Source organism: Candidatus Aminicenantes bacterium (assembly GCA_026393855.1).
Classification (GTDB): domain Bacteria; phylum Acidobacteriota; class Aminicenantia; order Aminicenantales; family UBA4085; genus UBA4085.
This window is the reverse complement of record JAPKZJ010000011.1, coordinates 17666-41053: the sequence shown is the minus strand read 5'-3', so window position 1 is coordinate 41053 and position 23388 is coordinate 17666. Positions and strand designations below refer to the sequence as shown.

The following is a 23388-nucleotide window of genomic DNA, read 5'->3' as shown; positions in this document are numbered from 1 at the left end:
TCAGCCTCCGCCGGCGGGCGAGAAAAGATCGATATGATCGCCGGCTCCGATTCTCGTCTCCAAGCCTTCCCGGAGGCGGATGTTCTCGCCGTTGACCAGGATGATGGTCCCGGTCAACAGCCCAACATCCCGGTCCAGAAGCTCGTCCAGGAAGCTCCCCCCGGCCGCTTCTTCCGCCCTGCGCAGCAGGTCCAGAATCGGCAAGCCGTCGCCTTCGATTTCCACGGCGGCGGCCCTCACGCGGCGGCGCAGGAGCCCGTAGAACTTGACGGAGATCGTCCCGGCCAAGCTATAGCCCCAGCTCGGCCAGGGTTTGCGGCAACGGTGCACCGTTCTTGTCCCAGCCGCGGACGGCGTAATAATCGTCGAGCATCTCGTCGAGCCGCACCAGGCGGTGGCGCGACGGCCCTGTCGCCAGCTCCTCGTTGAAAAACCGCGGCGGCAGGGTGTCGTCGCCGCGGCCGAATCCGGCCCGATTGTTGAAGAGCCGCTCCAGAGTATAGATGCGGCGGCCGACGGCCATCAGCTCCTCGTCGCTGAAATCCAGGCCGGTGACCGTGCGCAGCATCTCGGTGAAGGTCGAGATCCCTAGGGCGAACTGCAGAAAGCGGCAGAGAACGGTCGAGTCCACCATAGCCGAGATATCTTGGAACAAGGCCACGAGCTCGGCCTTGCCCGCGGTGGAAAAGCGGTCCAGGAAAACAGGGTGGCCGAGGATTTCGGGGGCGATCATATAGGCCCGCATATGGCAGCCGCCCCGATTGGACGTGGCGTAAGACAGGGCCATGCCCTGGACACCGCGCGGATCGTAAGCCGGAATCTCCATCCCTTTGACCTGCATGGCCAGCTCGGGGCGGCCGTATTTAGCCGCCAGCCGCTTCGAGCCCAAAGCCAGCTCGGCGCCGATCCCCCGCCGGTAGACCGTGTCGGTCACCCATTCCCGAAGCTTGCCGGCCTCGCCCCAACGCGGGCCCTCCGGCCAGGCGCCGACGTCGCGAAGCTCCATGGCGCAGCCGAGGGTGCTGCCCATAGTGATGGTGTCAAGCCCCAGCTCGTTGCAGGCGTAGTTGGCCTCGGTAATCGCAGTCAGGTCGCTGATCCCCAAATGGGCGCCGAAGGCCCAGACTGTTTCGTATTCCGGCCCTTCGCCCTGCATATCCCGGGTTTTGGTCGTGCGGCCGCAGCCGATCGGGCACTTATAGCAGGCGCTCTGACGCTGCAGCAGCGTTTCGGCGATCTTCTCGCCGCTCGTGCCTTCGGCGTCGTTGAACACGCCGCGCCGGAAGTTCTCGGTCGGGAACATGCCGTGAGCGTTGATGATGTTGACCAGCACCGACGTGCCCAGAAGCTGCAGCGATTTGCCGGTCACCGGGTTCTTGTCGACGGCCCGGTCGACACGGGCCGCCAGGTCCTTGTAACCGGCCGGGTCGGCAATCTCCACCGACCGGGCGCCCGCGGCGGCGACCGCCTTCAGGTTCTTCGCGCCCATGATGGCGCCCATCCCGCCGCGGCCGGCGGCACGGTCCTTGTCGTTCATGACGGCGGCGAAGAGGAGCCCGTTCTCACCGGCCGGGCCGATGCAGGCCACCGAGGTCCGGGGCGGCGTCTCGGCTTGGATGCCCTTCTGCGTCTTCTGGGTGTCGAGCCCCCAAAACGCCGCGGCGTCGCGGATCTCGACTTCGCCGTCCTGGACGAGAAGATAGACGGGTGCCGCGGCCCGGCCCCGGATGATCAGCCCGTCGACTCCGGCCGCCTTGAGCGCCTGGCCGAAGACGCCGCCGGAGCTGGAGTCGCAGATGGTTCCGGTCAGGGGCGAGCGCGAGACGATCTGGAAGCGGCCCGAGGTCATCATCGTCCCGGTCAAGGGACCGGTCATGAAGATCAGGGCGTTGTCGTCGCCCAAGGGGTCGATCGGATCCGGGAAGAGATCGCCGTACAGCTTGACGCCCAGGCCGCGGCCGCCGAGGTAGCGGCGCCGCATCGCGTCGCCGACGTCGACGGTCTCCCGCGTCCCCCGCCCCAGGTCGATCTTGACGATTTTTCCGATCCAGCCGTGCATCATGTCTTCCCTATTCGTAGAACCGGTTGTACGTCGCGAGGTGCGGGCAGGTCAGGCATTTCTTTTTGTAGTAGGCGTAGACGGCCTTGGGCTGCTTGTCGAGGCTGGCGAAGCGCGATGGGCAGATGTGGCAGGGAATCTCTTCCTCCAGGAAGGCGGCCGGGGCGAACTTGTAGAGCGACAGCCCCTCGACGATCCCAACGCTGGCGCTCAATCCCAGTCGCGAGGCCCCGGCCCGGATCAGCCGCCAGGCCTCTTTGAAGTTGCGGATCCCGCCCGAGGCTTTGACGCCGATATCGGGGCCCACGGTTTGGCGCATGAGCCGGACATGGTCCGGGAAAGCGCCGAAAGGCCCGAATCCGGTCGAGGTCTTGACGAATTTGGCTCCGGCCTCGACGGACAGCTTGCAGCCGGCGACGATCTCCTCGTCCGTCAAGTAGCAGGTCTCAAGGATGACCTTGACCAGCGCCGGCCGGGAGGCTTCGACCACGGCCCGGATGTCGTCGCGGACGAAATCGAGCCTCTTGTCCCGAAGCGCCCCGACGGCGACCACCATGTCCACTTCGTCGGCCCCGTTCGCCACGGCCTCGCCGGCCTCGAAAGCCTTGGCGGAGCTCGTGCCGGCCCCGAGCGGAAAGCCGGCCACAATACAGGTCCGCACGCCGCTTCCGGCGAGGCGCTCCTTGACGAAGCGGGTGTAGGCGCTGTTGACGCAGACGGCATAGAAGCCGAAGGCGCGAGCCTCGTCGCAGAGGTTGGTGATCTTCTTCTCGCCGGAATGAGCCGAGAGCTCGGTATGGTCGATCATTTTGACCAGCGCGTCCCGGCTCAAGTCGATCATCGTCTTATTTTCCGACGGGTCGTTTCCGGCCCCGCGCCCGGGCGGGGGCTCTTTTTTTCAAGCGGAAGAGGAACGGCACGAGCTCGGCGACCGTGGTCGATCGGCCGGCGCCCGAGCGGTCGCACATATGGACGACGACGGTCGGCTCGGCGAACTCGGCGATGACCTGCCGGCAGGCGCCGCAGGGAGGGAGAACCTCCGCGGTGCCGCCGATGACCAGGATTTCTTTGATGATCCTCTCCCCGGCGGCGACCATGGCGAAAATGGCGTTCCTCTCGGCGCAGCAGGTCAGCCCCAGGGAGGCGTTTTCGACGTTGCAGCCGCTATAGATCCCGCCGCCGGAGCCGAGGACGGCCGCGCCGACGGGGAAGAGCGAGTAGGGAGCGTAGGCTTTTTCGCGCGCCTGCCGGGCCGCCGCCAGCAATTCCGCTTTGTGATCGGCCATGTTCCTCCGGCGCCCTGAGAGAGGGCGGTGCGCCGGAATTGTAGATTCGCGGCCGGAATAAAGCAAGGGAAAGAGCTCCCCGCCATCCTTGACATACCCGAGGGCGGAATCTATGCTTGTCCCGCGGCGATGCGGGACTCTGAAGCGTCCCCGGACCCGCCGCCGGACGGATCGAATGGGGGCGGCCGCCAAAAACGGAAGGCAGGCATGAACAAAAGCGGCGAATTCCTGACCGAGGCCCAATTCAAGGCTGAAGTCGATAAATGCGAATTTTGCCGTGAAAAGCCCTGCCGCGAGGCCTGCCCGGCCGACGTCTCTCCGGCCGACTTCATCATGGCGGCAAAAGTCGGCGCTTCCTCCGACTATCGCCGGGCCGCGGCGCTGATCATGGGCGCCAATCCCTTCGGCGGCGTCTGTGGCGCCGCCTGCCCCGAGAAGTACTGCGTCCAGGCCTGCGTTAAAGCAGGCGTGGACTCGCCCGTCCGGATCCCCGCCGTGCAAGCCGAGATCATCCGCCGGGCCAAGAAACTACGGATCATGCCCCGATTCACGGCCGGGCCGGAGACGGGCTTGCGGGCCGCCGTGGTCGGCGCCGGACCGGCCGGGCTCGCCGCGGCGGCGCTGTTGGCGCAGTACGGGCTGGACGTCGAGGTCTTCGAGCGCGGGATCCGCGCCGGAGGCATGGCCAACCTCATTCCCGCCGACCGCCTGCCGCAGGATGTCCTGCGCTCGGATATTCGCTTTCTCTCGGGGCTGGGCCGCATTCGCATCCGCTGCCGCCGAACCGTGGACGAGCCGCAAGCGCTGCTCGGGCAAGGCTTTGCCGCCGTCGTCGTCGCCACCGGGCTGGACCTGCCGTTGCGCCTGGGAATTTCGGGCGAAGAGCGGACGCGGGACTGGATCGGTTTTTTGGCTGAACCAATTTCCCGGTCCATGGTCGGCCGGCATGTTGCCGTCATCGGCGGCGGCGCCGTGGCCGCCGACTGCGCCGAGACGGCCGATCGCCGCGGCGCCTCGGTCGAGATGATCTGTCTGGAGACACCCGGGGAGATGCCCCTGGAACCCCACGAGAGGGCGGGATTGCTTCGGGCCGGCATCCTGATCACCGGCCGCGCGGCCGTAACCGCGATCCGCCCCGCAGGGCGCGGATCATCCGCCCGCATCCAGCCCATGCGCCTGCCCAAGGGTCAGTCATTCAGCCCGGGCCGCATGATCCCCGATTCGAAGCAGCCGGCCTTCTCACGGAGCTACGACGAGATCATCGTCGCCATCGGCGCCCGCTCCCGGCTCGCCGTCACGGAAGTTCCCGGTCTCTACTTCGCCGGAGACATGGCCGAGGGGCCGGGCACGGTCGTCTCCGCCGTAGCTTCGGGCAAGAACGCCGCCCAACGCGCCTTGGACGGCATCGCCCGCAAACGCACCCCCAAACAGACCGCCGGCAAAAGCCGCATCATCATGCCCGGTCGTAACCTGCGGCCCGTGCCCCTCACCGCGGACTTCTTCGGCCGGAAGATCCTTTCGCCCTTCCTCCTTTCGGCCTCCCCCGCCAGCGACGGCCTCGAACAAATGCGCCTGGCCTACAAGGCCGGCTGGGCCGGCGGTGTTTTGAAAACGGCCTTCGACGGCCTGCCGATCCACATCCCGGCCGATTACATGTTCGTCCTCGGCCGCGGCACCTACGGCAACTGCGATAACGTCTCGGGCCACGCCCTGGACCGCGTCTGCCGCGAGATCGAGGCTCTTAACCGCGAGTTTCCCGACCGCCTGACCATCGCCTCGACCGGCGGCCCGGTTACCGGCGCTCCCGAACGTGACCGCGCCGTCTGGCAGGCCAACACCCGGAAGCTCGAAGCGGCCGGGGCCATGGCCATCGAGTACAGCCTGTCCTGCCCCCAGGGCGGGGACGGCACCAAGGGTGACATCGTCTCGCAGGACGCCGATCTGACGGCAAGAATCATCGATTGGGTGCTGTCCGGCGCTTCGCGGCCTGATGTGCCGAAGCTCTTCAAGCTGACCGGCGCCGTGACGGCCATCGCCCCGATCCTGCAGGCCGCCCGCGCCGCCTTGGACCTTCATCCGGGCCACTCGGCCGGAGTGACGCTGGCCAACTCTTTCCCCGGCCTGGCTTTCCGGCCGGGCGCCAAGGAGGAATGGGACGAGGGCATCGTCGTCGGCCTCTCCGGCGAAGGCATCCTGCCCATCAGCAACTTGACTCTGGCCAAGGCAGCCGGCCTCGGCTGCCGCATCTCGGGCAACGGCGGCCCGATGAATTACCGCCAGGCCGCCGATTTCCTGGCCCTCGGGGCCGAGACGGTGCAGTTCTGCACCCTGGCCCTGCATTACGGGGTCGAGATCGTCGAAGAGCTGCACGCCGGGCTGAGCGGGCTGCTGGAGGCACTGGGGCTCGAGTCCGTTGCGGAGCTTATCGGCCGGGCCCTACCGAAGCCCATCCGCGATTTCCCCGACCTCACGGCCGAGAAGCGCATTTCGACCGTGGACCGCCGCCTCTGCGTTCATTGCGGCAACTGCAGCCGCTGCCCCTACCAAGCGATCGAGCTCGATCGCCGCAAAGTCCCCAAAACCGACCCGGCTCGCTGCATCGGCTGCTCGCTTTGCGTCCAGCGCTGCTTCGCCGGGGCGCTGTCGATGCGCGAGCGAAGCCAAGCGGAACGAAAAATCTTAAGAGAGGATTGAATGGCCGATCGCCTGCGGATAATCAACGGGCCTCTCTTCACGGGCGGCAGCGACTTCGCCCTGCTCGACGGTTGCGGCCTGCTCATCGAAAACGGCAGGGTGACCAAAATAGCGCCGGTGAACGAGCTGCCCGCCAAAAACGTGCCCACCATCGACGCCCGGGGCAAGCTGGTCATGCCGGGCCTCATCAACTCCCATATGCATTTCTACAGCACCCTGGTGCGCGGCCTGGGCAAGGCCGCCCCGGCCCACGATTTCGACGGCATACTGCGCAACCTCTGGTGGAGGCTCGACCGCAAGCTGACGCTCGAAGACACCTACACCAGCGCCCTGCTGATGATGCTGGCCGCCGTGCGCAAGGGCACTACGACCCTGATCGATCATCACGCCAGCCCCATGGCGATCCCGGGATCGCTGGAGCGCATCGCCGAAGCCGGGCTGGAAACGGGCCTGCGCATCGGGCTGGCTTATGAGATTTCGGACCGGGACGGCCCGCAAGCCGCCGACGAAGGCCTGGCCGAGAATGCCGCCGCAGTGCGCCTCTGCCGGGAGCGGGGCGGCGAGCACCTGCGAGCGCTGGTCGGCCTGCATGCCTCTTTCACCCTCTCCGACGAGACGCTGACGCGCGCCGCCATTCTGGCCGTCGACTTGGGCGTGGGCTGCCACATCCACTGCGCCGAGGCCGCCGGCGACCAGGACGACTGCCTGGCCAAGCACGGCGTCCGGGTCGTCGAGCGGCTGCAGCGCCATGGCATCCTCGGCTCCAAGACGATCGCGGCCCACGCCGTGCACGTCGATCCAGCCGAGATCGAGACGCTTGCCTCGACGGGCACGATGGTCGTGCATAACCCCCAGTCCAATCTGAACAACGCCGTGGGCATCGCCGACATCACGGCCATGACGGCTGCCGGCGTCCTGGTCGGACTGGGCACGGACGCCATGACCGTGGATATGCTCGAGGAGTTGCGGGTCGCCGTCTGGGCCCAGCATTACGGCCGACGCGATCCGTCGCAGGGCTTCATGGAAGCGACCGGGGCCCTATTTTCGGGCAACCCGGCGATCGCCGAGCGCGTCTGGGGCCTGCCCCTGGGCAAGATCCGCGAGGGCGGCCCGGCCGACGTTATCCTGGTCGATTACGACCCTCCGACCCCGCTCGACGCCGGCTCCATCCTGGGCCATCTCGTTTTCGGCGTGTCGCAAGCGACGGTGGACACCACGATCGTCGCGGGCCGAGTGCTTATGGAAAACAAGGTCTTAAAATTGGGGATCGATGAAGAGCGGGCCGCCGCCCGCGGCCGCGAATTAGCGACAGCCCTTTGGAAGCGTTTTTGAAAAGAGAGTCCCTCCCATGATCGACTATACGGCGATTTTAGATAAGGCCAGGAAAGGCGAACCGGAGCTGACCGCGTTTCTGGTCGATCTGGTTGCCATCCCCTCCCCTTCCGCCCAGGAAGGGCCGGTCACGGCGCGCATCGCCGCCGAGATGTCCCGGCTCGGCTTCGACGAAGCCCGCATCGACGGGCTGGGCAACGTCATCGGCCGCATCGGCAGCGGGCCGCGTGTCGTCGCCTTTGACGCCCATGTGGACACGGTTCTGCCGGGCGACCGGTCGCAGTGGTCGTTCGATCCTTTCGCCGCGCATGTCTCCGAGGGCAAAGTTTGGGGGCGCGGCGCCGCCGACCAAAAGGGCGGCTTGGCCGCCATGGTCCACGCCGGGCGCATCGTCCGCGAGCTGGGCTTGGACCGCGGCCTGACCCTGCTCTTCATCGGCAGCGTCCAGGAAGAGGACTGCGAAGGGATGGCCTGGAAATATCTGGTCGAGGAAGAGCGGATCCGGCCCGAGTTGGTCGTTCTGACCGAGCCGACCAGCCTGAATATCTACCGCGGCCACCGCGGCCGCATGGAGATCGAGATCGGGCTCCGCGGCCGGAGCTGCCACGGCTCGGCGCCCGAGCGCGGCGACAACGCCGCCTACAAGGCCGCACGCCTGGCCCTGGAAATCGAGAAGCTCAACGAGAGGCTGGCTGTCGACGCGTTCCTCGGCAAGGGTACGGTCGCCGTGACCGAGATTGCCTCCGATTCGCCTTCATTTTGCGCCGTACCCGACTCGGCCCGGCTCCACCTCGATCGGCGCCTGACCGCCGGCGAGACCAAGGCCGGCGCCGTCGCCGAAGTGCGCGCGGCGGCCGCCCGGGCCGGCGTTGCCGAAGCCGAGGTGGTTGTTCCCGAGTATCGCGAGCCCTCCCACACCGGGAAGATCGTGCCCTACGAAAAGTATTTCCCCACCTGGACCCTTGAGGAACGCTCGCCTTGGCTCACGGCCGCGGTCTCGGCTTTCGCAGGCCTTTACGGCCGGCCGCCCAAAGTGGACAAGTGGACTTTCAGCACCAACGGCGTCGGCATCACGCCGCCTTACGGCATCCCCTGCCTGGGGCTCGGCCCCGGCAACGAGCCGCAGGCGCATGCCGTCGACGAATTCTGCCCGGTCGAGGATCTGATCCTCGCCGCTGCTTTCTACGCCGCCCTGGCGGCGACCCTGGCGGACAAAGGCTGACCCCCCATCATGACCGAATTCCAATATCGCTGCAGCCGCTGCGGCCGGACCTATGCCCGGGACGAGGTCCGCTATCTCTGCCTCGACTGCGGGCGGGAATACGTGCCGGGGATGCCGCTCTGCGGCGTGCTCGAGGTCGATTTCGATTACGATCGCATTGCCCGGAGCTTCGAGCCTTCGCGGCCCGACTGGGATCTTTTTTCGCCGGTCGAGCGTGAGTACTACCCCGCCTACCCGGCGGGAAACACGCCCTTTGCTCCTGCCCCGCGGCTGGGCGAGCGCCTGGGCTGGACCGATCTTTGGATCAAAAACGACGGCCTCAACCCCAGCGGCTCGCTCAAGGACCGGGCCTCGTTTCTGGTCGTCGCCGAAGCGGCGCGCCTGAACGAGAGCACCGTCGTCTGCGCCTCGACCGGCAACGCCGCGAGCTCCCTGGCCGCGGTCTGCGCCGCCGCGGGTCGCCGAGCGGTCATCTTCGTCCCCCAATCGGCGCCCCGGGCCAAGCTGGTCCAGATGCTCATTTGCGGCGCCCGGGTCCTCCCGGTGCGCGGCAGCTACGACGACGCCTTCCGCCTATCGCTCGAATACACCCGGCTTCGCGGCGGCCTGAACCGCAACACCGCTTATCACCCGTTGACGATCGAAGGCAAGAAGACCGCCGGCCTGGAGATTTTTGCTCAAAACGGGCTTCGGGTCCCTGACGCCATCGTAGTTCCGGTCGGAGACGGCGTCATCATCAGCGGCATTCACAAAGCCTTCCGCGACTTGCGCGCCGCGGGGCTCTGCGACCGCTTGCCGCGCCTCGTCGCCGTGCAAGCCGAGTCATCGGCCGCGATCCACGACTTCATCGTCAACGGGTCTTTCCGGCCCGCCGCGTCCCCCTCGACCATCGCCGATTCGATCTCGGTCTCGGTGCCGAGCAACCCGGACCTTGCGCGCCGCGCCGTACAGGAGAGCGGCGGCTTCTCGCTGACGGTCAGCGACGAACGCATCATGGAGGCGCAGACTCTGCTGGCCGACCACACCGGAATCTTTGCCGAGCCGGCGGCGGCGGCGGCCGCAGCGGCGCTCCTCTCCGACGAAGCCCGGGAACGGCTCGATCCCGCCTGGCAGATTGTTCTGCTCGTCACCGGACACGGCCTGAAGGACATCGAGGCTCCGCTGGCGCGGCTGCGCATCCCCGAGGCGATTCCCGCCGATCTCGCGGCCCTGCCCGAGGAGCCGGCGGAGGCATAGATGAAGACCCTTCTCCGCGGCGGGACGATTTATTCGCGAGGCCAAAAGGCTCCGGGTGACGTCCTGATCGAAGACGGCCTCATCGCCGCCGTCGGCGACTGCCGCGGCCTGGCCGGAGGCGCCCGCGTCGTCGAGGCCGGCGGCTGCCACGTGCTGCCGGGGCTCATCGACCTGCACGTGCACATCGACGACGTCATCGGGCGCTATCGGCTCGCGGACACCTGGGAAAGCGGCAGCCGCACCGCGGCCGCTGCAGGGATCACGACCCTGGGCGGCTTTATCATCCAGAGGCCGGAGGAATCCCTGGCCGCGGCCGTCGAGCGCGCTGCCGGTCGGGCCGCCGGACATTCTTTCTGCGACTATCTCTGGCACCTGACTCCGACCCGCTTCTCGGAAGCCGATTGGACGGAAATCCTCCATCACTTGGAATCGGGCCGGCGCACCTTTAAATTTTACACGACCTACCGCGAGAACGGCCTCTACACGTCATACGCGAGGCTGCAAGAGATTGCCGAGCGTTTGGGGCCGGGCGGCGCGCGCATCCTGGTTCACGCCGAGGATGAGGACGTCCTGATCCGAGCCAAGGCGAAAGTCGCGTCGGGATCGCCTCTTCGCGCCGCGGACCATGCCCGGCTTCGGCCGCCCGAGGCCGAGCTGAAGGCAGTCGAGCGCGTGGCCGAAATCGCGGCCTCGACCGGGGTTTGGTTCCACATCGTGCACGTCTCGACGCCGGAAGCCGCGGAAGCCATCCTTCGCGCCGGGGATCGGATGCGGGCGGGAGCGCGCCTCTCTTGCGAGACGGCCCCCCATTATATATTTCTCGACGACTCCTGGCTTCGGCGCAAGGACGGCCATCGTTGGCTCTGCACGCCGCCGCTTCGCGACCCGGCCCGCGTCGCCCGCCTGCGCGAAATGGCCCATGCGGGGGCCTTCGACACCTACGCCACCGACCACTGCGCATTTTCCGTCGATGATAAAGATCGCGGCCGGGACGACCTGACCGCCGCGCCCATGGGCCTGGCCGGAATCGGCTCCCTGCCGCGACTGGCCTTCGCCCTGGATCAAGAGCGGCCGGAGCGGGCCTTCGCCGAGATGAGCCTGCGCCTGGCTGCGCATCCGGCCCGCCTGGCCGGGCTTGAGGCGCGCAAAGGCGCGCTGGATCCCGGCCTGGACGCGGATGTAGCGGTGTTCGAGTTGACGGACCGAGAGGAACCTCTGTCTTCGGGCAACGCCGGCAGCTCGGAGACCTACCCTGGGTTCAGCAGCCCGCTGCGACTGCGCCATCTCTTCCTGCGAGGCCGGCCGCTGGTGACCGATGGCGAGAGGGCGAGGGCGGAAGCGCCCTCGGGCAGGTGCCTATGGACGAACTGAAAGATAAAGCCTGGAGAAACGACGCCGCGGCCAAGGTGACGGGGCGGACTCGATACACCGACGACCTCAAGCTGCCGGGCATGCTCCACGCCGTTCCGGTCTACGGCGACTTCGTCCACGCCAAGCTGATCGCGGTGGACACCAAAGCCGCGGCCAAATCCAAGGGCGTCGTGCGCGTCCTTACCGCCCGGGACATCCCCGGAAACAACCGGGCCGGCCAGATCTTAAAGGACCTCCATGTCCTGGCCGACGACAAGATCCGCTATCACGGCGACGTGGTCGCCATCGTCGTAGCCGAAACCCGGGCGCAAGCCCTCGCCGCAGCTCGCCTTGTGAAAGTCCAGGCCGAGCCCCTGCCCGAAGTCCTCGACCCCGAAGCGGCTCTGACCCCGGGCGCCCCGCTCGTCCACGAGGAACACGGTACAAACCTCATCCACCGCCATGTCATCCGCCGGGGCGACATCGACGCCGGCTTGGCCGAATCGGCTTTTGTCATCGAGCAAGAATTCCGGACCCCCTTTATCGAGCACGGCTATCTCGAGCCGGAAGCCGCGCTCTGCCGGGTGCGCGACGACGGTGTCGTCGAGGTGCGCGGCAGCATGCAGCATCCGTATTCCACCCGCCGCTTCGTAGCCGATTTGCTCGGCCTGCCCCTGGCCCGGATCGAGGTCGTGGGCACGCCCATGGGCGGCGGCTTCGGCGGCAAGGACGACACGGCGGCGCTCATCTGCGCCCGGACGGCCTTGGCCGCGCAGCTCACGGGGCGGCCGGTCAAGATGACCTACGACCGCGAGTGGTCGATGCGCGAGAGCTATAAGAGGCACCCCTACCTCATGCGCTACCGCATGGGCGTCGGCGCCGACGGGCTCATCCGCGCCGTTCACTGCCGCATGATCGCCGACGGCGGGGCCTATTGCTCCGTCTCGCCCTGGGTGACCTGGCGTTCGACCGTGCAGTGCTGCGGCCCCTACGTTGTCCCCAACGTCGACGGGGAAGTGTCGAGCGTCTATACCAATCACGTCTTCACCGGCGCCATGCGCGGCTTCGGCTCGCCCCAAGTGAATTTCGCCGTGGAACAGCTCGCCGAGATGGCGGCCGAAAAGGCGGGCCTCTCCGGTGTTGAATTCCGCCGGCGCAACATGGTCCGCCAGGGAAGCCCTACGATTACCGGACAGGTCCTCGACGGCCACGCCGTCAGCCTGTCCGAGGTCTTCGATCGCGTCCTGGCCGCAAGCGGCTACGAGGACAAGCTGAAGCGCTCGTCCCGCGGCTGCGGCGAGGACGACTATTACGGCATCGGCCTGGCTATAAGCTACCGCGGCGTCAGCCTCGGCGCCGAAGGCACGGATTTCTGCGCCGCTGTGGTCAGCGTCCAGTTCGACGGGTCGGTCCTGCTCGAGACGGGCATCCACGAGAACGGGCAAGGCGCCGAGAGCGCCATGATCCTGCTTCTGGCCGAGGAACTTGGCCTCGACCGCAGCCGCATCGTTTACCGTCCATCATCGACCTCGTCGGTGCCCGACAGCGGCACCACGGTCGCCTCGCGGGCGACGATTATGGGCGGAGGCGCGGTCAGCCGTGCCGCGGCGACGGTGCGCCTGCAGATGGCCGGGGCCGTCGCCGACGAGCTCGGCTGTAGTCCGGAGACGGTTCGCTTTATCGGCGGCCGCCTGATCGCGCCCGATGGGCGGGACGTCGACTTCGTCGAGGCGGCGCGGCGCCGCTACCGAGATCAGAAATACCCCTACGCCCTCGGCGTCTTCCCCGCGCCGCGAGTGGATTGGGACGAATCCTGCGGCCAAGGGAAGGCCTACTTCACTTGGGTTTACGGCTGCCAGGCGGTGGAGCTCACGGTCGGCCGCCGCACGGGCCGCATCCGCCTGCTCAACGCCTGGGCCGCGCACGACGTCGGCCGGGCCGTCAACCGAGCGGCGCTTCTCGGCCAATTCTACGGCGGCATGGCCATGGGCGCCGGATACGGCCTTTTCGAGACGGTGGCGATGGACGGGGGGAGGTTGCGATCGCTCAACTTCGACACCTACCATATCCCGCGCTCGATTGACCTGCCGGAGATGACCGCCATCATCGTGGAAAACCGCGATCCCCTGTCGCCCTCGGGCGCCAAGAGCATCGGCGAACCGGCCAACGAGCTGATGGCCCCGGCCATCGCCAACGCCTATTATCACGCCACCGGGCGGCGTCGTTTCGAGCTGCCCATCGGCGGTGAGAAATGAAGTCAGCCGCCGCACACGATCTCGTCATCAACGGCCGCAGTCTGCGCGTTTCGGCCCGCGACCGGCGCAAGAGCCTTCTAACCTACCTGCGTGAAGACCTGGACCTGACCGGCGCCAAGCGCGGCTGCGGCATAGGCGCCTGTGGGGCCTGCACCATCCTGGTCGACAACAAGCCGCTGCGCGCCTGCCGCACCCTCGTCGCCGATGTCCTCGGACACGGCCTGACGACCATCGAGGGATTGGCACCGGCGGACGGCGGCCTGCATCCCCTGCAACAGGCCTTTATCGATCACGGCGCCATCCAATGCGGCTTCTGCACGCCGGGCATGGTCCTCACCGCCCACGCCTTCCTGCTGAAGCACCCCGAGCCGAGCCGCGTCGATGTGCGCAAATCGATCTCGGCCAATCTCTGCCGCTGCACCGGCTACCAGCAGATCATCGACGCCATCCTGGCCGCCGCCCCGAGCTACCGGAAATAGGAGTGCCTGCATGAACGAACCGACATTAGACGATAGACTGCGCGAATTGGCCGGGCTGCAGGCCGATCTCGCCAATCGCGACTTTCTGCTGACTTGGGAGCATTCGCTCGAAGAGATCCGCTCGATCTTGCTCACGGCCCAATGCCTGCGGACGCTCCACGAAGCGGGCCGGTCGCTGCGTCTCTTCGACACGGGATTGGCCGTCTCGATCTTCCGCGACCAGTCTACCCGCACCCGCTTCAGCTTCGCTTCGGCCGCCAATGCGCTCGGCCTGACGCTGTCCGACCTGGACGAGGCCAAGTCCCAGATCGCCCACGGCGAGACGACCCGCGAGACGGCCGTCATGATCTCTTTCCTGGCCGAGGCCGTCGGCATCCGCGACGATATCTACCTGGGCGAAGGCCATCGCTATATGCGCGACTTCGCCGCGGCCCTGCAAGAGGGATACGAGCAGGGCGCACTTTCGCGGCGCCCGTCGGTGATCAACCTGCAGTGCGACATCGACCATCCAACCCAGACGCTGGCCGATCTGCTGCATCTCGAACGGCGCTTCGGCGGGCTCGCCGGGCTACGCGGCCGGAAGTTCGTCATTTCCTGGGCCTACTCGCCGAGCTACGGCAAGCCTCTCTCCGTGCCGCAGGGCCTGATCGGCCTCCTCCCCCGCTTGGGGATGGACGTGACGCTGGCCCATCCCGAAGGCTACGACCTGCTGCCCGAGGTGATGGACGAAGCCAAGCGGGGGGCTGCCTCCGCCGGAGGCGCCTTCCGGGTCAGCCACAACATGGCCGAGGCCTTCGACGGCTCCGAGATCGTCTATCCCAAGTCCTGGACGCCGATGCGAATCGCCAAGCGGCGCACCGAGCTGCTGCGAAACACGGACCGGGCGGGACTGCAGGCGCTCGAAAAAGAAGGCCTGGAAGAGAATGCCCGCCATAAAGCGTGGTCCTGCGACGAAGCCCTGATGAAGCGCACGGCCGGCGGATCGGCCCTCTATATGCACTGTCTCCCGGCGGACATCAGCGGCGTGTCCTGCCCGCAGGGGGAAGTGAGCCGGGAGGTCTTCGAGCGCTACCGGCTGGAGACCTACCACGAAGCATCGTGGAAGCCCTTTGTCATCGCCGCCCTGATCTTCCTGACTCGCATGCCGGACCCGCAAGCGTCGCTGCTCCGACTGGCCGACGCGGCGACGCCGCGCATCCGTTGAGGTACCCGATGTCGAAAATCATCAAGCAGATCGACGAGACGGTCCGGCGCAAGACGGCGGCCCGCTGCCGCGAGCGCGGCATCGTCATCCCTTCGTTTGCGGAGCTCCGCAACCCGGAAAAAATACCCGCCTCCATCCGGGCCAAACTGCCCGGCCTGGGCATGAACGAAGTCCATCCGCTCAATCTCTACCGCATCAGTTGGAAGAACGATGTGAAAACGGGGCTTTACGGCCCCGTCAACGCCCTGGAGCTGCCGCCCGCCGTCACCGGAATCAAAGCGCGCGTCGTCGGCCTGGTCGGCAAGCACTTCCCCACCGGGGCTCACAAGGTCGGGGCCGCCTTCGGCTGCCTCGTGCCGCGGCTGGCCTCGGGCGAGTTCGATCCGGAAATCCATAAGGCGGTTTGGCCGTCGACCGGCAACTTCTGCCGCGGCGGCGCCTTCGATTGCGCCCTGCTCGGCTGCCGGGCCGTGGCCATCCTCCCCGAAGAGATGTCCCAAGAGCGCTTCGATTGGCTGCGCGAGATCGGGGCCGAGGTTATCGCGACACCGGGCTGCGAGTCCAACGTCAAGGAGATCTACGACAAGTGCAATGAGCTGGCCGCCGATCCCCTGAACATGATCTTCAACCAGTTCGCCGAATTCGGGAATCCCATCTTCCATTACCAAGTGACCGGCCCCGCGGCCCAGGAGGTCTTTGAGGCCCACCGACCGGAGCGAGGCCGCCTGGCCGCTTTCGTGTCCGCGACCGGCTCGGCCGGAACCATCGCCGTGGGAGACTACCTCAAGACCCTCCATCCCCAATTGCGCGTCGTCGCCACCGAGGCGCGGCAGTGCCCGACGCTGTTCATGAACGGCTTCGGCGGCCATCGCATCGAGGGCATCGGCGACAAGCATGTGCCCTGGGTCCACAACGTCCGCGCTACCGACGCCATAGCCGCGATCGACGACGAAGACTGCATGCGCCTCCTGCGGCTCTTCAATGAAGAGGCCGGCCATCGCTATCTGCAGGGCCTGGGGATGGCGGAGGCCGAATGCCGGAGCCTGTCGCTCCTGGGCATCTCGGGGATCTGCAACACGCTGGCCGCGATCAAAACGGCGGGCTATTTCGAGCTGGGCACGGACGACGTGATCGTCACCATTTTCACCGATTCGGTCGACCTCTATCGCTCACGCCTCGAGGAGCTGCGCCAGAGCCAAGGCGCCTACCGCGAAATAGACGCCGCCCGGGATCACGCCGCGGTGATCGGGCACCAGGGGGCCGACTGGTTCAAGGAACTGAATTATCACGACCGCAAGGCGATCCACAATCTCAAGTATTTCACCTGGGTCGAGCAGCAGGGCAAGGCCATCGAGGATCTGAACGCCCAGTGGCAGCCCGAGTTCTGGCAGGAGATGTTCACGGGCGAGATCGGCGCCTTCGAGAAGCTAATCGCGGACTTCAACCGCGAAGTCGGACTGTAATCGACTTAATATTTCTTCTCTTTACGGACTTCCCGAATCGCGTCGGCAACCTCCTTGTCGACTCCATACTCGGAAAAATGGTCATTGGCGGCAGCCATGCGGGCCTGGTAGCCGTCAGATCGATTGAGCAGGCCCTCTTTCATCGCTGCTGAGATTCCGACTATTTTCCAAGCTGGACCAGCTCGGAAGCAGGTACTTTCTGCGGCCATGTTCATAATACATCGACATCAATACGCCATATAGGACGGCGGTAATTGCAATAAATACCCAAGAAAAGGTCGATTGAGTCCTGCCTCTTATTATGCAATCCACGAACCATATAGCCAAACGATAGGTGATGGCGAAATATAGCCCGGATACTAATGCCAGCACCCGGAATCTGACGAAGTGAGGAGGCGGGACTCTAACGCCCAGTCGCCATAGAAGCCTTAAACCAAGCGGCATATAGACCGACCGCCGCATGCCTGTGGCCGCCAAGAGCTCAAGCGCTTTGTTTTTCCTAACTTCGAATTCGCTCGTGTTCGACATCGGGTCAACCCCCTCTAAAAGCTATTCCCGCCAGCGGATACGGAAAAAACGAGAAGGATTTCTTCTTGAAACGCCCCCCCCAACTATAAACAGAGGCTATCACCGAAATTCTGAAGCTGTCAATACCGATGACTGGGATTGGGTGACAGGTACCCAGCGTCAGCGGCCGGCTTTTTCGATCGCGGCCAAGAAAGCCGCCGGCTTCACGATCCTGGTTTGGCGGAACTTCTTAAGCGTGAGAAGATCCTCATCGCCCGAGACAAGATAATCGGCTTTCCCCGAAACTGCGGTTTCGAGAAGAAAGTCATCGTTGGGATCGCGACAGATCCGGACCCTCTCTCCGCAGGCCACGAGGTCGCCTCGCAAGGCGAATAAGGCGGCGATAACTTCCAGGTCCTTAGGCGTTGTGCCGTAACGCGTCCGGATTTTAGGTCGGCCAAGGACAGCGGCGATCTCATCAATGAGCTCGGTGGAAAAAACGGCCGTGAAGGCGCCCTCACAGAGGCGCCGCCAAAGAACCGCGGCCGGGCCTTTCGGACGGATCAATGCGGAAACGACGACGTTCGTATCGATGACCGCGCGGACTTTCACGCCTTCCGCTTCCGGACGTCCCGCACCGCATCGGCCACGTCTTTATCGACTTCTTCCTCGGAAAAGCGGTCATTGGCGGCCGCCATGCGGGCCAGAAGGGCGTCGAATCGCTTAAGAATGCCCTCTTCATCCGAGCGGAGAAACCGGAGGTACTGCTCGTAGGGGACAAGAACAGCCTCGGGACGGCTGCCGCGAGTGAGCACATAGGGGACATGCTCCTCGGCAACCTCGTCAAAAGTTTTGCGGAATCGTCTCTGAAGGTCCGTGACGCCGATAATCTTGTTCATGGGTTGACTCGCAAGCCTCTAATATACATACTGAAATATATATATAAATACATATAATGTCAAGGTCAACGCACTTCTCCGGCCGCGGCCGAAGAGGCATATCTGCAGACCCGTTTTAAGTTGTGGGTAAAGATGAACTCTGCAAAAAAACGAAGCCCCGTGCAGGCTTTACTGACTGACGGCCGAGACGGCGACCATGAACCGAGCGAGCTTTTGTTCGTCCAGCATCCCGCCTGTGCGGACGCCGGAGCAGAGATCGACCGCGAATGGCCGAACCTCGCGGATCGCTTCGACGACGTTTTCGGGATTCAATCCGCCGGCGAGAAAGACCGGAACCCTCGACTTCTTTACGATCTCAGCGCTTAGGGTCCAGTCGTGTGTCCGCCCCGTGCCGCCCAGTTCTTTAACCGGAAGCAATTGGTTGCCGGAATCGAGGAGGAGCGCGTCGGCTTCGCGAGCCGCTTCGACGGCTTCTTCGACGGACGCCGCATCGATGACGTGGATAACCTGGACGAGCGAGACACCGGGAAGTGCTTTGCGTAGCTTCGCATACGCTCCTGATGGAAGGCGATCGCACATCTGGATCGTATTGACTCCGCAACGCTTTTGTTGGGCGACGATCTCCTTGGGATCGATTCGGCTGGTGAGAAGAAACGTCGCGATCGGAGGCGGCACCGTGGCCGCGATTTCCGCGATCAGCGCCTCAGATATGACGCCAGGGCCGCTGGGCATCTCGGACACTAGGCCCAACGCCGACGCCCCCAGGCGCACGGCCAGGCGCGCTTCCTCAACCGAGCTGATGCAACAGACTTTGACGCGGATCATTCGCTTCTCCTGAGGGAGCCAGGCGGGCGCTTACTTGCGATTCACGGCGAAATCGATCGCTTCCTTGCCCCAGGGAGCCGCGTTCCGAATGGCGGGAACGACGTCCTCGGGCTCGTCGACGAAGGCCCACATCTTGAGATGCCTGGGGTGCATAAAATTCTCGCGGACGGCCTTTCCCAACATCTGGCGCAGTGGCTCGTAATACCCGTTCGTGTTGAGGATGATGATGGGCTTGGTGAACAGGCCCAACCTCTTCAGGGTGATGGCTTCCAGCAATTCCTCGAGCGTCCCGGTCCCCCCAGGCAGGGCCACCAGGCCGTCCACACCCTCCAGGAACTTGGCCTTTCGCTCGTGCATCGTCTCGGTCAGCTCGAGGTCCGAGATCCCTTTGTGGGCCCATTCCACCTCGTTCATGAACTTGGGCATGATGCCCTTGATCCGCCCGCCGCCGGCCAGGATCGTATCGGCGAGCTGGCCCATGAGCCCCTCGGCTCCGCCGCCGCAGACGACGTCGATGTTTTCTTTGAGCAGCTCTTTGGCGAGTCTTTCCGTCGCTTCGAAATAGGACTTGTCGACCGTGGCGCTCGAAGCGCAATAAATGCAGATTTTCATAGGTCCACACTACTACCGACCTCGGACCGAAATCAAGAATGAGAGGATAGCCGCGGGCTGCGCCGCTCGGCCAATCGTCCTTGACATGAATTAAACCGGAATCTATGCTTGTCCGCAGTGGCAGGCAAATTGTTTCTCCTCAACGACCGGGAGCAGATTATCCCCCGGAGCCTCGGGAACGTGCTCCTGGACATACTGCGGGACGACCTCGGACTCACCGGGACAAAGGACGCTTGCCGCGAAGGCGACTGCGGTTCGTGTCTGGTCCTTCTCGGCATCGCGCAGGGTGACGGAATCATCTACCGAACCGTCAACTCCTGCCTTCTCCCCCTGGGCGAGGCGGCGGGACGCCATATCGTGACCATCGAGGGCCTCAATCAGGCCGACTTAAGTCCGGTCCAACAAGCCCTTGTCGACGAGGGCGCGATCCAATGCGGGTTCTGCACGCCCGGACTCGTCGTCGCCCTGACCGGATTCCTTCTCGGCGGCGCGCCCGTGACCGAGGCCGACGGGATCGCCGAGCTGGGCGGCAACATCTGCCGTTGCACGGGTCATGTGGCCATCCGCCGGGCGATCGCCCGCTTGAGCGCGCAATTCCACGACCTCGAACCAGCCGGCGAACCGTCCTCCAAGGAGCGAGTCGCCGCGCTCGTCTCGCGCGGGATTCTGCCGGAGTATTTTCTCGATGCGCCCGTCCGTCTCGGTGTTTTGAATAAATCCGCCGCGGACGAGGCCCCGGCCGAGAAGCAGCGCGGCCACTCCCCTGTTTTAGTCGCGGGCGGTACGGACCTCTATGTGACCCAGGCCGAAAAGCTCCGCGATGAAGATCCGACCTTGCTCTCGCGGCGGGAGGACCTCCAGGGAATCCGCGTCGAAGGAGGCGAGATTCGTATCGGGGCGGCGACGCCCTTGTCCGCGCTCGAGGCGTCCCCGATCATCAAACAGCTATTTCCCGAGCTGGGTCGGCAATTGGCCCGCATCGCCTCGCGGCCCGTCCGCAACCGGGCCACGATCGCCGGCAACATCGTCAACGCCTCGCCGGCGGGCGATTGCTCGGTCATGTTCCTCGCCTTGAATGCAACGCTGGCTCTCGCGCGAGGCAGGAAAAAGAGATCCGTCGCTCTCCGCGATTTTTTCCGCGGCTACAAAGTCCTGGACCTGGCCGCCGACGAGATGATCGCCGAAATTCTCTTCCCGGTCCCCGACGCCGACACCCGGTTCGGTTTCGAGAAGGTCGCCCGCCGGGCGCATCTGGATATCGCCGGCGTCAGCTCGGCGATCCGGCTCCGCGTCCGAGACGGCCGCATCGTCGAGGCGCATGCCGCGGCGGGAGGCGTCGCGCCGGTCCCGCTCTATCTGCGCAACGCCTCCGCGCTGCTTCCAGGCCGGCCGATTTCGTCGGAAACCGCGCGCGCGGCGGCCGCCGCTGCGGCCGGCGAAATCGCGCCGATCAGCGACGTCCGCGGCTCGGCTGATTACAAGCGCGCTCTTCTGCCGCGCCTGATCATGGCCCACTTCCTGGCCCTTTTTCCCGAGAGAATCCGCGAGGAGGATCTCGCGTGAAGCACGACGACGTCCTCTTGCACGTGCGCGGCGCGGCCCGGTATGTCCGCGATATCCGCGTCCCCCAAGGGACGCTCCATGCCGTTCCCGTCCCTTCGCCCCTCGCCCACGGCAAGATCCGGCGGCTCGATGCCGCCGCGGCGGCCGCGCACCCCGGTGTCGTCGCCGTGCTGACGGCCCGCGACGTTCCGGGCGCCAACCAGATCGGCAGCATCATCCAGGACGAGCCCCTGCTGGCCGCGGACGAGGTTGATTTCGTCGGCCAGCCCGTGGCGCTGATCGTCGCGGAGAGCGCTGCCGCCGCCCGCGCCGCCCGGGCCCTGATCAAGCTCGACCTCGAAGCGCTTCCGCCCGAATTCGATCCGCGGCAGGCCTTCGCCCGCGGCGAAATCATCGGCCCGGGCCGGACATTCGCCATGGGCGACGTGGACAGGGCTTGGCCTCTCTGCCGCGTCGTCGTCAGCGGCCGCGCCGATTCCGGCGGCCAGGAGCACATGTACCTGGAGACCCAGACGGCCCTCGCCCTGCCGCGGGACGACGGCGGCCTGAAGGTCTATTCGGCGACCCAGTCCCCTACCGCGGTCCAGCGCGCCATCGCCCGCGTCCTGGGGCTGGCCATGCACCAGGTGGAAGTCGACGTGCCGCGCCTCGGCGGCGGCTTCGGAGGCAAGGAGGATCAGGCCACGGCCTGGGCCGCGCTGGCCGCCCTGGCCGCTTTCCGGCTGGGCCGCCCCGTCAAGCTGACCTTGAGCCGCCAGGAGGACGGGCGTTTCACCGGCAAGCGCCATCCGTATTCCTCGGATTACAAGATCGGGCTGACCGAGCAGGGCGAGATCCTGGCCTATGAGACGACCTTTTATCAGAACGCGGGCGCCAGCGCGGATCTCTCGCCCGCCATCCTGGAGCGGACGCTGTTCCACGCGACCAACAGCTATTTCATCCCGAACGTGCGCGCGACGGCCGCAAGCTGCCGGACGCATCTCCCGCCTTTCACCGCCTTCCGGGGCTTCGGCGGGCCGCAGGCCATGTTCGTCCTGGAGGCGGCCATCACCCACGCGGCCAAGGAGCTCGGCCTTCCCACCGCGGACATCCAGCGCCGGAATCTCCTCCGCCCGAGCGACGAGCTGCCGTACGGCCAGCGGTTCGAAACGGACAGCCCCGTTCGCTGCTGGGACGAGCTCGACAAGCGTCACGACTTCGCCTCATGCCGGGCCCGGGTCGAAGCGTTCAACCGCGATCACGCCCTGACCAAGAAAGGCTTGGCCGTGATGCCGGTCTGCTTCGGCATCTCGTTCACCAACACCATGCTCAACCAGGCCGCCAGCCTGGTCCACGTGTACACCGACGGCAGCGTCGGCGTTTCGACCGCGGCGGTGGAGATGGGCCAGGGCGTCCACCGCAAGATCCGTCGGGTCGCGGCTCACACCTTCGGCATCCATCTTGACCGGGTCCGAATGGAGAGCACCAACACCAGCCGGGTCGCAAACACTTCGCCCACCGCGGCGAGCAGCGGCGCCGACCTGAACGGCGAGGCGACCCGCCTGGCCTGCCGCCAGATCCTGGAGCGCCTGAAGCAGGCGATCGCGGCGGATCGCGGCTGTCCGGTGGAGCACGTCCACGTCGAGCGCGAGGAAGTCGCCTGCGCCCACGAGCGATTGGATATGTCCTGGGAGAGGCTCGTCGCCTGGGCCTACGCCCGCCGCATTCCGTTGTCGGCCTACGCGAGCTACGCGACGCCCGGCATCTATTTCGACAAAACGAAGGAGAAGGGCCGCCCCTTCGCCTACCATGCCGTCGGAACCGCCCTGATCGAGGCGACCGTCGACGGGCTGCGCGGAGTCCCGCGCATCGATTCCGTCAAGATCGTGCACGACGTCGGCCGCAGCCTCGACCCGGCCGTCGACCTCGGACAGATCGAGGGCGCCGTCATGCAGGGGATCGGCTGGATGACGAGCGAGGAGCTCGTCTTTTCGCCCGAGGGGAAGCTTCTGACCGACAGCCTGGCGACGTATAAAGTCCCCGATATCCACGACACTCCCGAAATGACCGTCGCCTTTCTTGACGGCCCCATGCCTCCGGCCGGGATCATGGGATCCAAGACCGTGGGCGAGCCGCCGCTGATGTACGGGATCGGGGCGTATTACGCGATCCTCGAGGCCCTGCGCGCGTTCCGCCCGGAAATGCCCTTGGCCTTCAAGGCCCCCCTGACAGCCGAGAGGACGTTTATGGCTCTTTGGCCGGAGGCATTCGCCGGTGACGGGGATTAAGGAAACCGGTAATTATTCCGTCTTCTCTGAAAACGATAAAATCGTTTTCAAACGGCAAAGGCTGGCATGAGGGGGTGGCAGGACGTGCGGCCCGGCCGTTGGAGGGGGAACCCACAAAAGGTTCCCCCTCCAAAG

At 65.7% G+C, this 23388-nt stretch carries 19 protein-coding genes and 1 pseudogene; 11 read left to right on the top strand and 9 right to left on the bottom strand.

What is annotated here, in order from left to right:
• From NTZ26_01520 to NTZ26_01505, 4 genes and pseudogenes are all read right to left on the bottom strand, one after another.
• Nucleotides 1-330, bottom strand: a complete 330-nt coding sequence (locus NTZ26_01520) for a MoaD/ThiS family protein (protein MCX6559169.1) — start codon at nt 328-330, stop codon at nt 1-3.
• Nucleotides 290-2059, bottom strand: a complete 1770-nt coding sequence (locus NTZ26_01515; GenBank protein MCX6559168.1) for an aldehyde ferredoxin oxidoreductase family protein — start codon at nt 2057-2059, stop codon at nt 290-292. The genes NTZ26_01520 and NTZ26_01515 overlap by 41 nt, the downstream gene beginning before the upstream one ends.
• Before the next feature lie 184 nt (nt 2060-2243).
• Nucleotides 2244-2900: pseudogene (gene deoC / locus NTZ26_01510) on the bottom strand (deoxyribose-phosphate aldolase).
• Between the two features lie 4 nt (nt 2901-2904).
• Complete coding sequence (locus NTZ26_01505; GenBank protein MCX6559167.1) at nt 2905-3345, bottom strand: cytidine deaminase; 441 nt, start codon at nt 3343-3345, stop codon at nt 2905-2907.
• Nucleotides 3346-3552: 207 nt separating this feature from the next.
• Between NTZ26_01505 and NTZ26_01500 the strand changes: the two genes are divergently transcribed.
• Genes NTZ26_01500 through NTZ26_01460 form a run of 9 tightly spaced genes read left to right on the top strand, consistent with a single transcriptional unit; the run spans nt 3553 to nt 16580 of the window.
• Nucleotides 3553-6039 (top strand): FAD-dependent oxidoreductase, encoded by a 2487-nt coding sequence (locus tag NTZ26_01500; protein MCX6559166.1) that lies wholly within the window; start codon nt 3553-3555, stop codon nt 6037-6039.
• The gene (ssnA, locus tag NTZ26_01495; GenBank protein ID MCX6559165.1) at nt 6040-7371 is read left to right on the top strand and encodes a putative aminohydrolase SsnA; all 1332 of its coding nucleotides are present in this window, start codon (nt 6040-6042) and stop codon (nt 7369-7371) included. It begins immediately after the preceding gene.
• Nucleotides 7372-7387: 16 nt separating this feature from the next.
• Complete coding sequence (locus tag NTZ26_01490; GenBank protein ID MCX6559164.1) at nt 7388-8593, top strand: YgeY family selenium metabolism-linked hydrolase; 1206 nt, start codon at nt 7388-7390, stop codon at nt 8591-8593.
• A gap of 9 nt (nt 8594-8602) precedes the next feature.
• Entirely contained in the window at nt 8603-9829 is a 1227-nt protein-coding gene (gene thrC, locus NTZ26_01485; protein ID MCX6559163.1) for a threonine synthase, read from the top strand.
• The gene (locus NTZ26_01480; protein MCX6559162.1) at nt 9830-11200 is read left to right on the top strand and encodes an amidohydrolase family protein; all 1371 of its coding nucleotides are present in this window, start codon (nt 9830-9832) and stop codon (nt 11198-11200) included.
• Nucleotides 11188-13434 carry a xanthine dehydrogenase family protein molybdopterin-binding subunit gene (locus NTZ26_01475; GenBank protein MCX6559161.1) on the top strand — a complete coding sequence of 749 codons (2247 nt, stop codon included), beginning with the start codon at nt 11188-11190 and terminating at the stop codon, nt 13432-13434. Before NTZ26_01480 ends, NTZ26_01475 begins: the two co-directional genes overlap by 13 nt.
• On the top strand, nt 13431-13913 hold the full coding sequence (locus NTZ26_01470) for a (2Fe-2S)-binding protein (GenBank protein MCX6559160.1): 483 nt from the start codon (nt 13431-13433) through the stop codon (nt 13911-13913). Before NTZ26_01475 ends, NTZ26_01470 begins: the two co-directional genes overlap by 4 nt.
• Before the next feature lie 10 nt (nt 13914-13923).
• Nucleotides 13924-15117 (top strand): knotted carbamoyltransferase YgeW, encoded by a 1194-nt coding sequence (gene ygeW, locus NTZ26_01465; GenBank protein ID MCX6559159.1) that lies wholly within the window; start codon nt 13924-13926, stop codon nt 15115-15117.
• Nucleotides 15118-15125: 8 nt separating this feature from the next.
• Entirely contained in the window at nt 15126-16580 is a 1455-nt protein-coding gene (locus NTZ26_01460) for a pyridoxal-phosphate dependent enzyme (protein MCX6559158.1), read from the top strand.
• Between the two features lie 5 nt (nt 16581-16585).
• On the opposite strand, the gene NTZ26_01455 is transcribed toward NTZ26_01460, so the two are convergent.
• The 5 genes from NTZ26_01455 to NTZ26_01435 all read right to left on the bottom strand — a co-directional run bounded on the left by NTZ26_01455 (nt 16586) and on the right by NTZ26_01435 (nt 19423).
• The gene (locus NTZ26_01455) at nt 16586-16795 is read right to left on the bottom strand and encodes a hypothetical protein (protein MCX6559157.1); all 210 of its coding nucleotides are present in this window, start codon (nt 16793-16795) and stop codon (nt 16586-16588) included.
• 472 nt (nt 16796-17267) lie between these two features.
• Nucleotides 17268-17699, bottom strand: coding sequence for a putative toxin-antitoxin system toxin component, PIN family (locus NTZ26_01450; protein MCX6559156.1), 432 nt, complete (start codon nt 17697-17699; stop codon nt 17268-17270).
• Nucleotides 17696-17986, bottom strand: coding sequence for a type II toxin-antitoxin system Phd/YefM family antitoxin (locus NTZ26_01445; protein MCX6559155.1), 291 nt, complete (start codon nt 17984-17986; stop codon nt 17696-17698). Before NTZ26_01445 ends, NTZ26_01450 begins: the two co-directional genes overlap by 4 nt.
• 168 nt (nt 17987-18154) lie before the next feature.
• The gene (locus NTZ26_01440) at nt 18155-18811 is read right to left on the bottom strand and encodes a phosphoribosylanthranilate isomerase (GenBank protein MCX6559154.1); all 657 of its coding nucleotides are present in this window, start codon (nt 18809-18811) and stop codon (nt 18155-18157) included.
• A 30-nt stretch (nt 18812-18841) separates the two neighbouring features.
• The gene (locus NTZ26_01435) at nt 18842-19423 is read right to left on the bottom strand and encodes a TIGR00730 family Rossman fold protein (protein MCX6559153.1); all 582 of its coding nucleotides are present in this window, start codon (nt 19421-19423) and stop codon (nt 18842-18844) included.
• Between the two features lie 117 nt (nt 19424-19540).
• Here NTZ26_01435 and NTZ26_01430 point away from each other — a divergent pair, with 117 nt between their 5' ends.
• Nucleotides 19541-20986 (top strand): FAD binding domain-containing protein, encoded by a 1446-nt coding sequence (locus tag NTZ26_01430; protein ID MCX6559152.1) that lies wholly within the window; start codon nt 19541-19543, stop codon nt 20984-20986.
• The gene (locus NTZ26_01425) at nt 20983-23253 is read left to right on the top strand and encodes a molybdopterin-dependent oxidoreductase (GenBank protein MCX6559151.1); all 2271 of its coding nucleotides are present in this window, start codon (nt 20983-20985) and stop codon (nt 23251-23253) included. Before NTZ26_01430 ends, NTZ26_01425 begins: the two co-directional genes overlap by 4 nt.
• Nucleotides 23254-23388 lie beyond the last annotated feature (135 nt).

Bases quoted from the DNA above. Each gene is read 5' to 3' on its own strand.
- NTZ26_01470 (MCX6559160.1), top strand. From the start codon at position 13,431: ATGAAGTCAGCCGCCGCACACGATCTCGTCATCAACGGCCGCAGTCTG.
- ssnA (MCX6559165.1), top strand. From the start codon at position 6,040: ATGGCCGATCGCCTGCGGATAATCAACGGGCCTCTCTTCACGGGCGGC.
- NTZ26_01500 (MCX6559166.1), top strand. From the start codon at position 3,553: ATGAACAAAAGCGGCGAATTCCTGACCGAGGCCCAATTCAAGGCTGAA.
- NTZ26_01440 (MCX6559154.1), bottom strand. From the start codon at position 18,811: ATGATCCGCGTCAAAGTCTGTTGCATCAGCTCGGTTGAGGAAGCGCGC.
- NTZ26_01475 (MCX6559161.1), top strand. From the start codon at position 11,188: ATGGACGAACTGAAAGATAAAGCCTGGAGAAACGACGCCGCGGCCAAG.
- NTZ26_01480 (MCX6559162.1), top strand. From the start codon at position 9,830: ATGAAGACCCTTCTCCGCGGCGGGACGATTTATTCGCGAGGCCAAAAG.
- NTZ26_01515 (MCX6559168.1), bottom strand. From the start codon at position 2,059: ATGCACGGCTGGATCGGAAAAATCGTCAAGATCGACCTGGGGCGGGGG.
- ygeW (MCX6559159.1), top strand. From the start codon at position 13,924: ATGAACGAACCGACATTAGACGATAGACTGCGCGAATTGGCCGGGCTG.
- NTZ26_01435 (MCX6559153.1), bottom strand. From the start codon at position 19,423: ATGAAAATCTGCATTTATTGCGCTTCGAGCGCCACGGTCGACAAGTCC.
- NTZ26_01505 (MCX6559167.1), bottom strand. From the start codon at position 3,345: ATGGCCGATCACAAAGCGGAATTGCTGGCGGCGGCCCGGCAGGCGCGC.
- NTZ26_01490 (MCX6559164.1), top strand. From the start codon at position 7,388: ATGATCGACTATACGGCGATTTTAGATAAGGCCAGGAAAGGCGAACCG.
- thrC (MCX6559163.1), top strand. From the start codon at position 8,603: ATGACCGAATTCCAATATCGCTGCAGCCGCTGCGGCCGGACCTATGCC.
- NTZ26_01460 (MCX6559158.1), top strand. From the start codon at position 15,126: ATGTCGAAAATCATCAAGCAGATCGACGAGACGGTCCGGCGCAAGACG.
- NTZ26_01455 (MCX6559157.1), bottom strand. From the start codon at position 16,795: ATGAACATGGCCGCAGAAAGTACCTGCTTCCGAGCTGGTCCAGCTTGG.
- NTZ26_01445 (MCX6559155.1), bottom strand. From the start codon at position 17,986: ATGAACAAGATTATCGGCGTCACGGACCTTCAGAGACGATTCCGCAAA.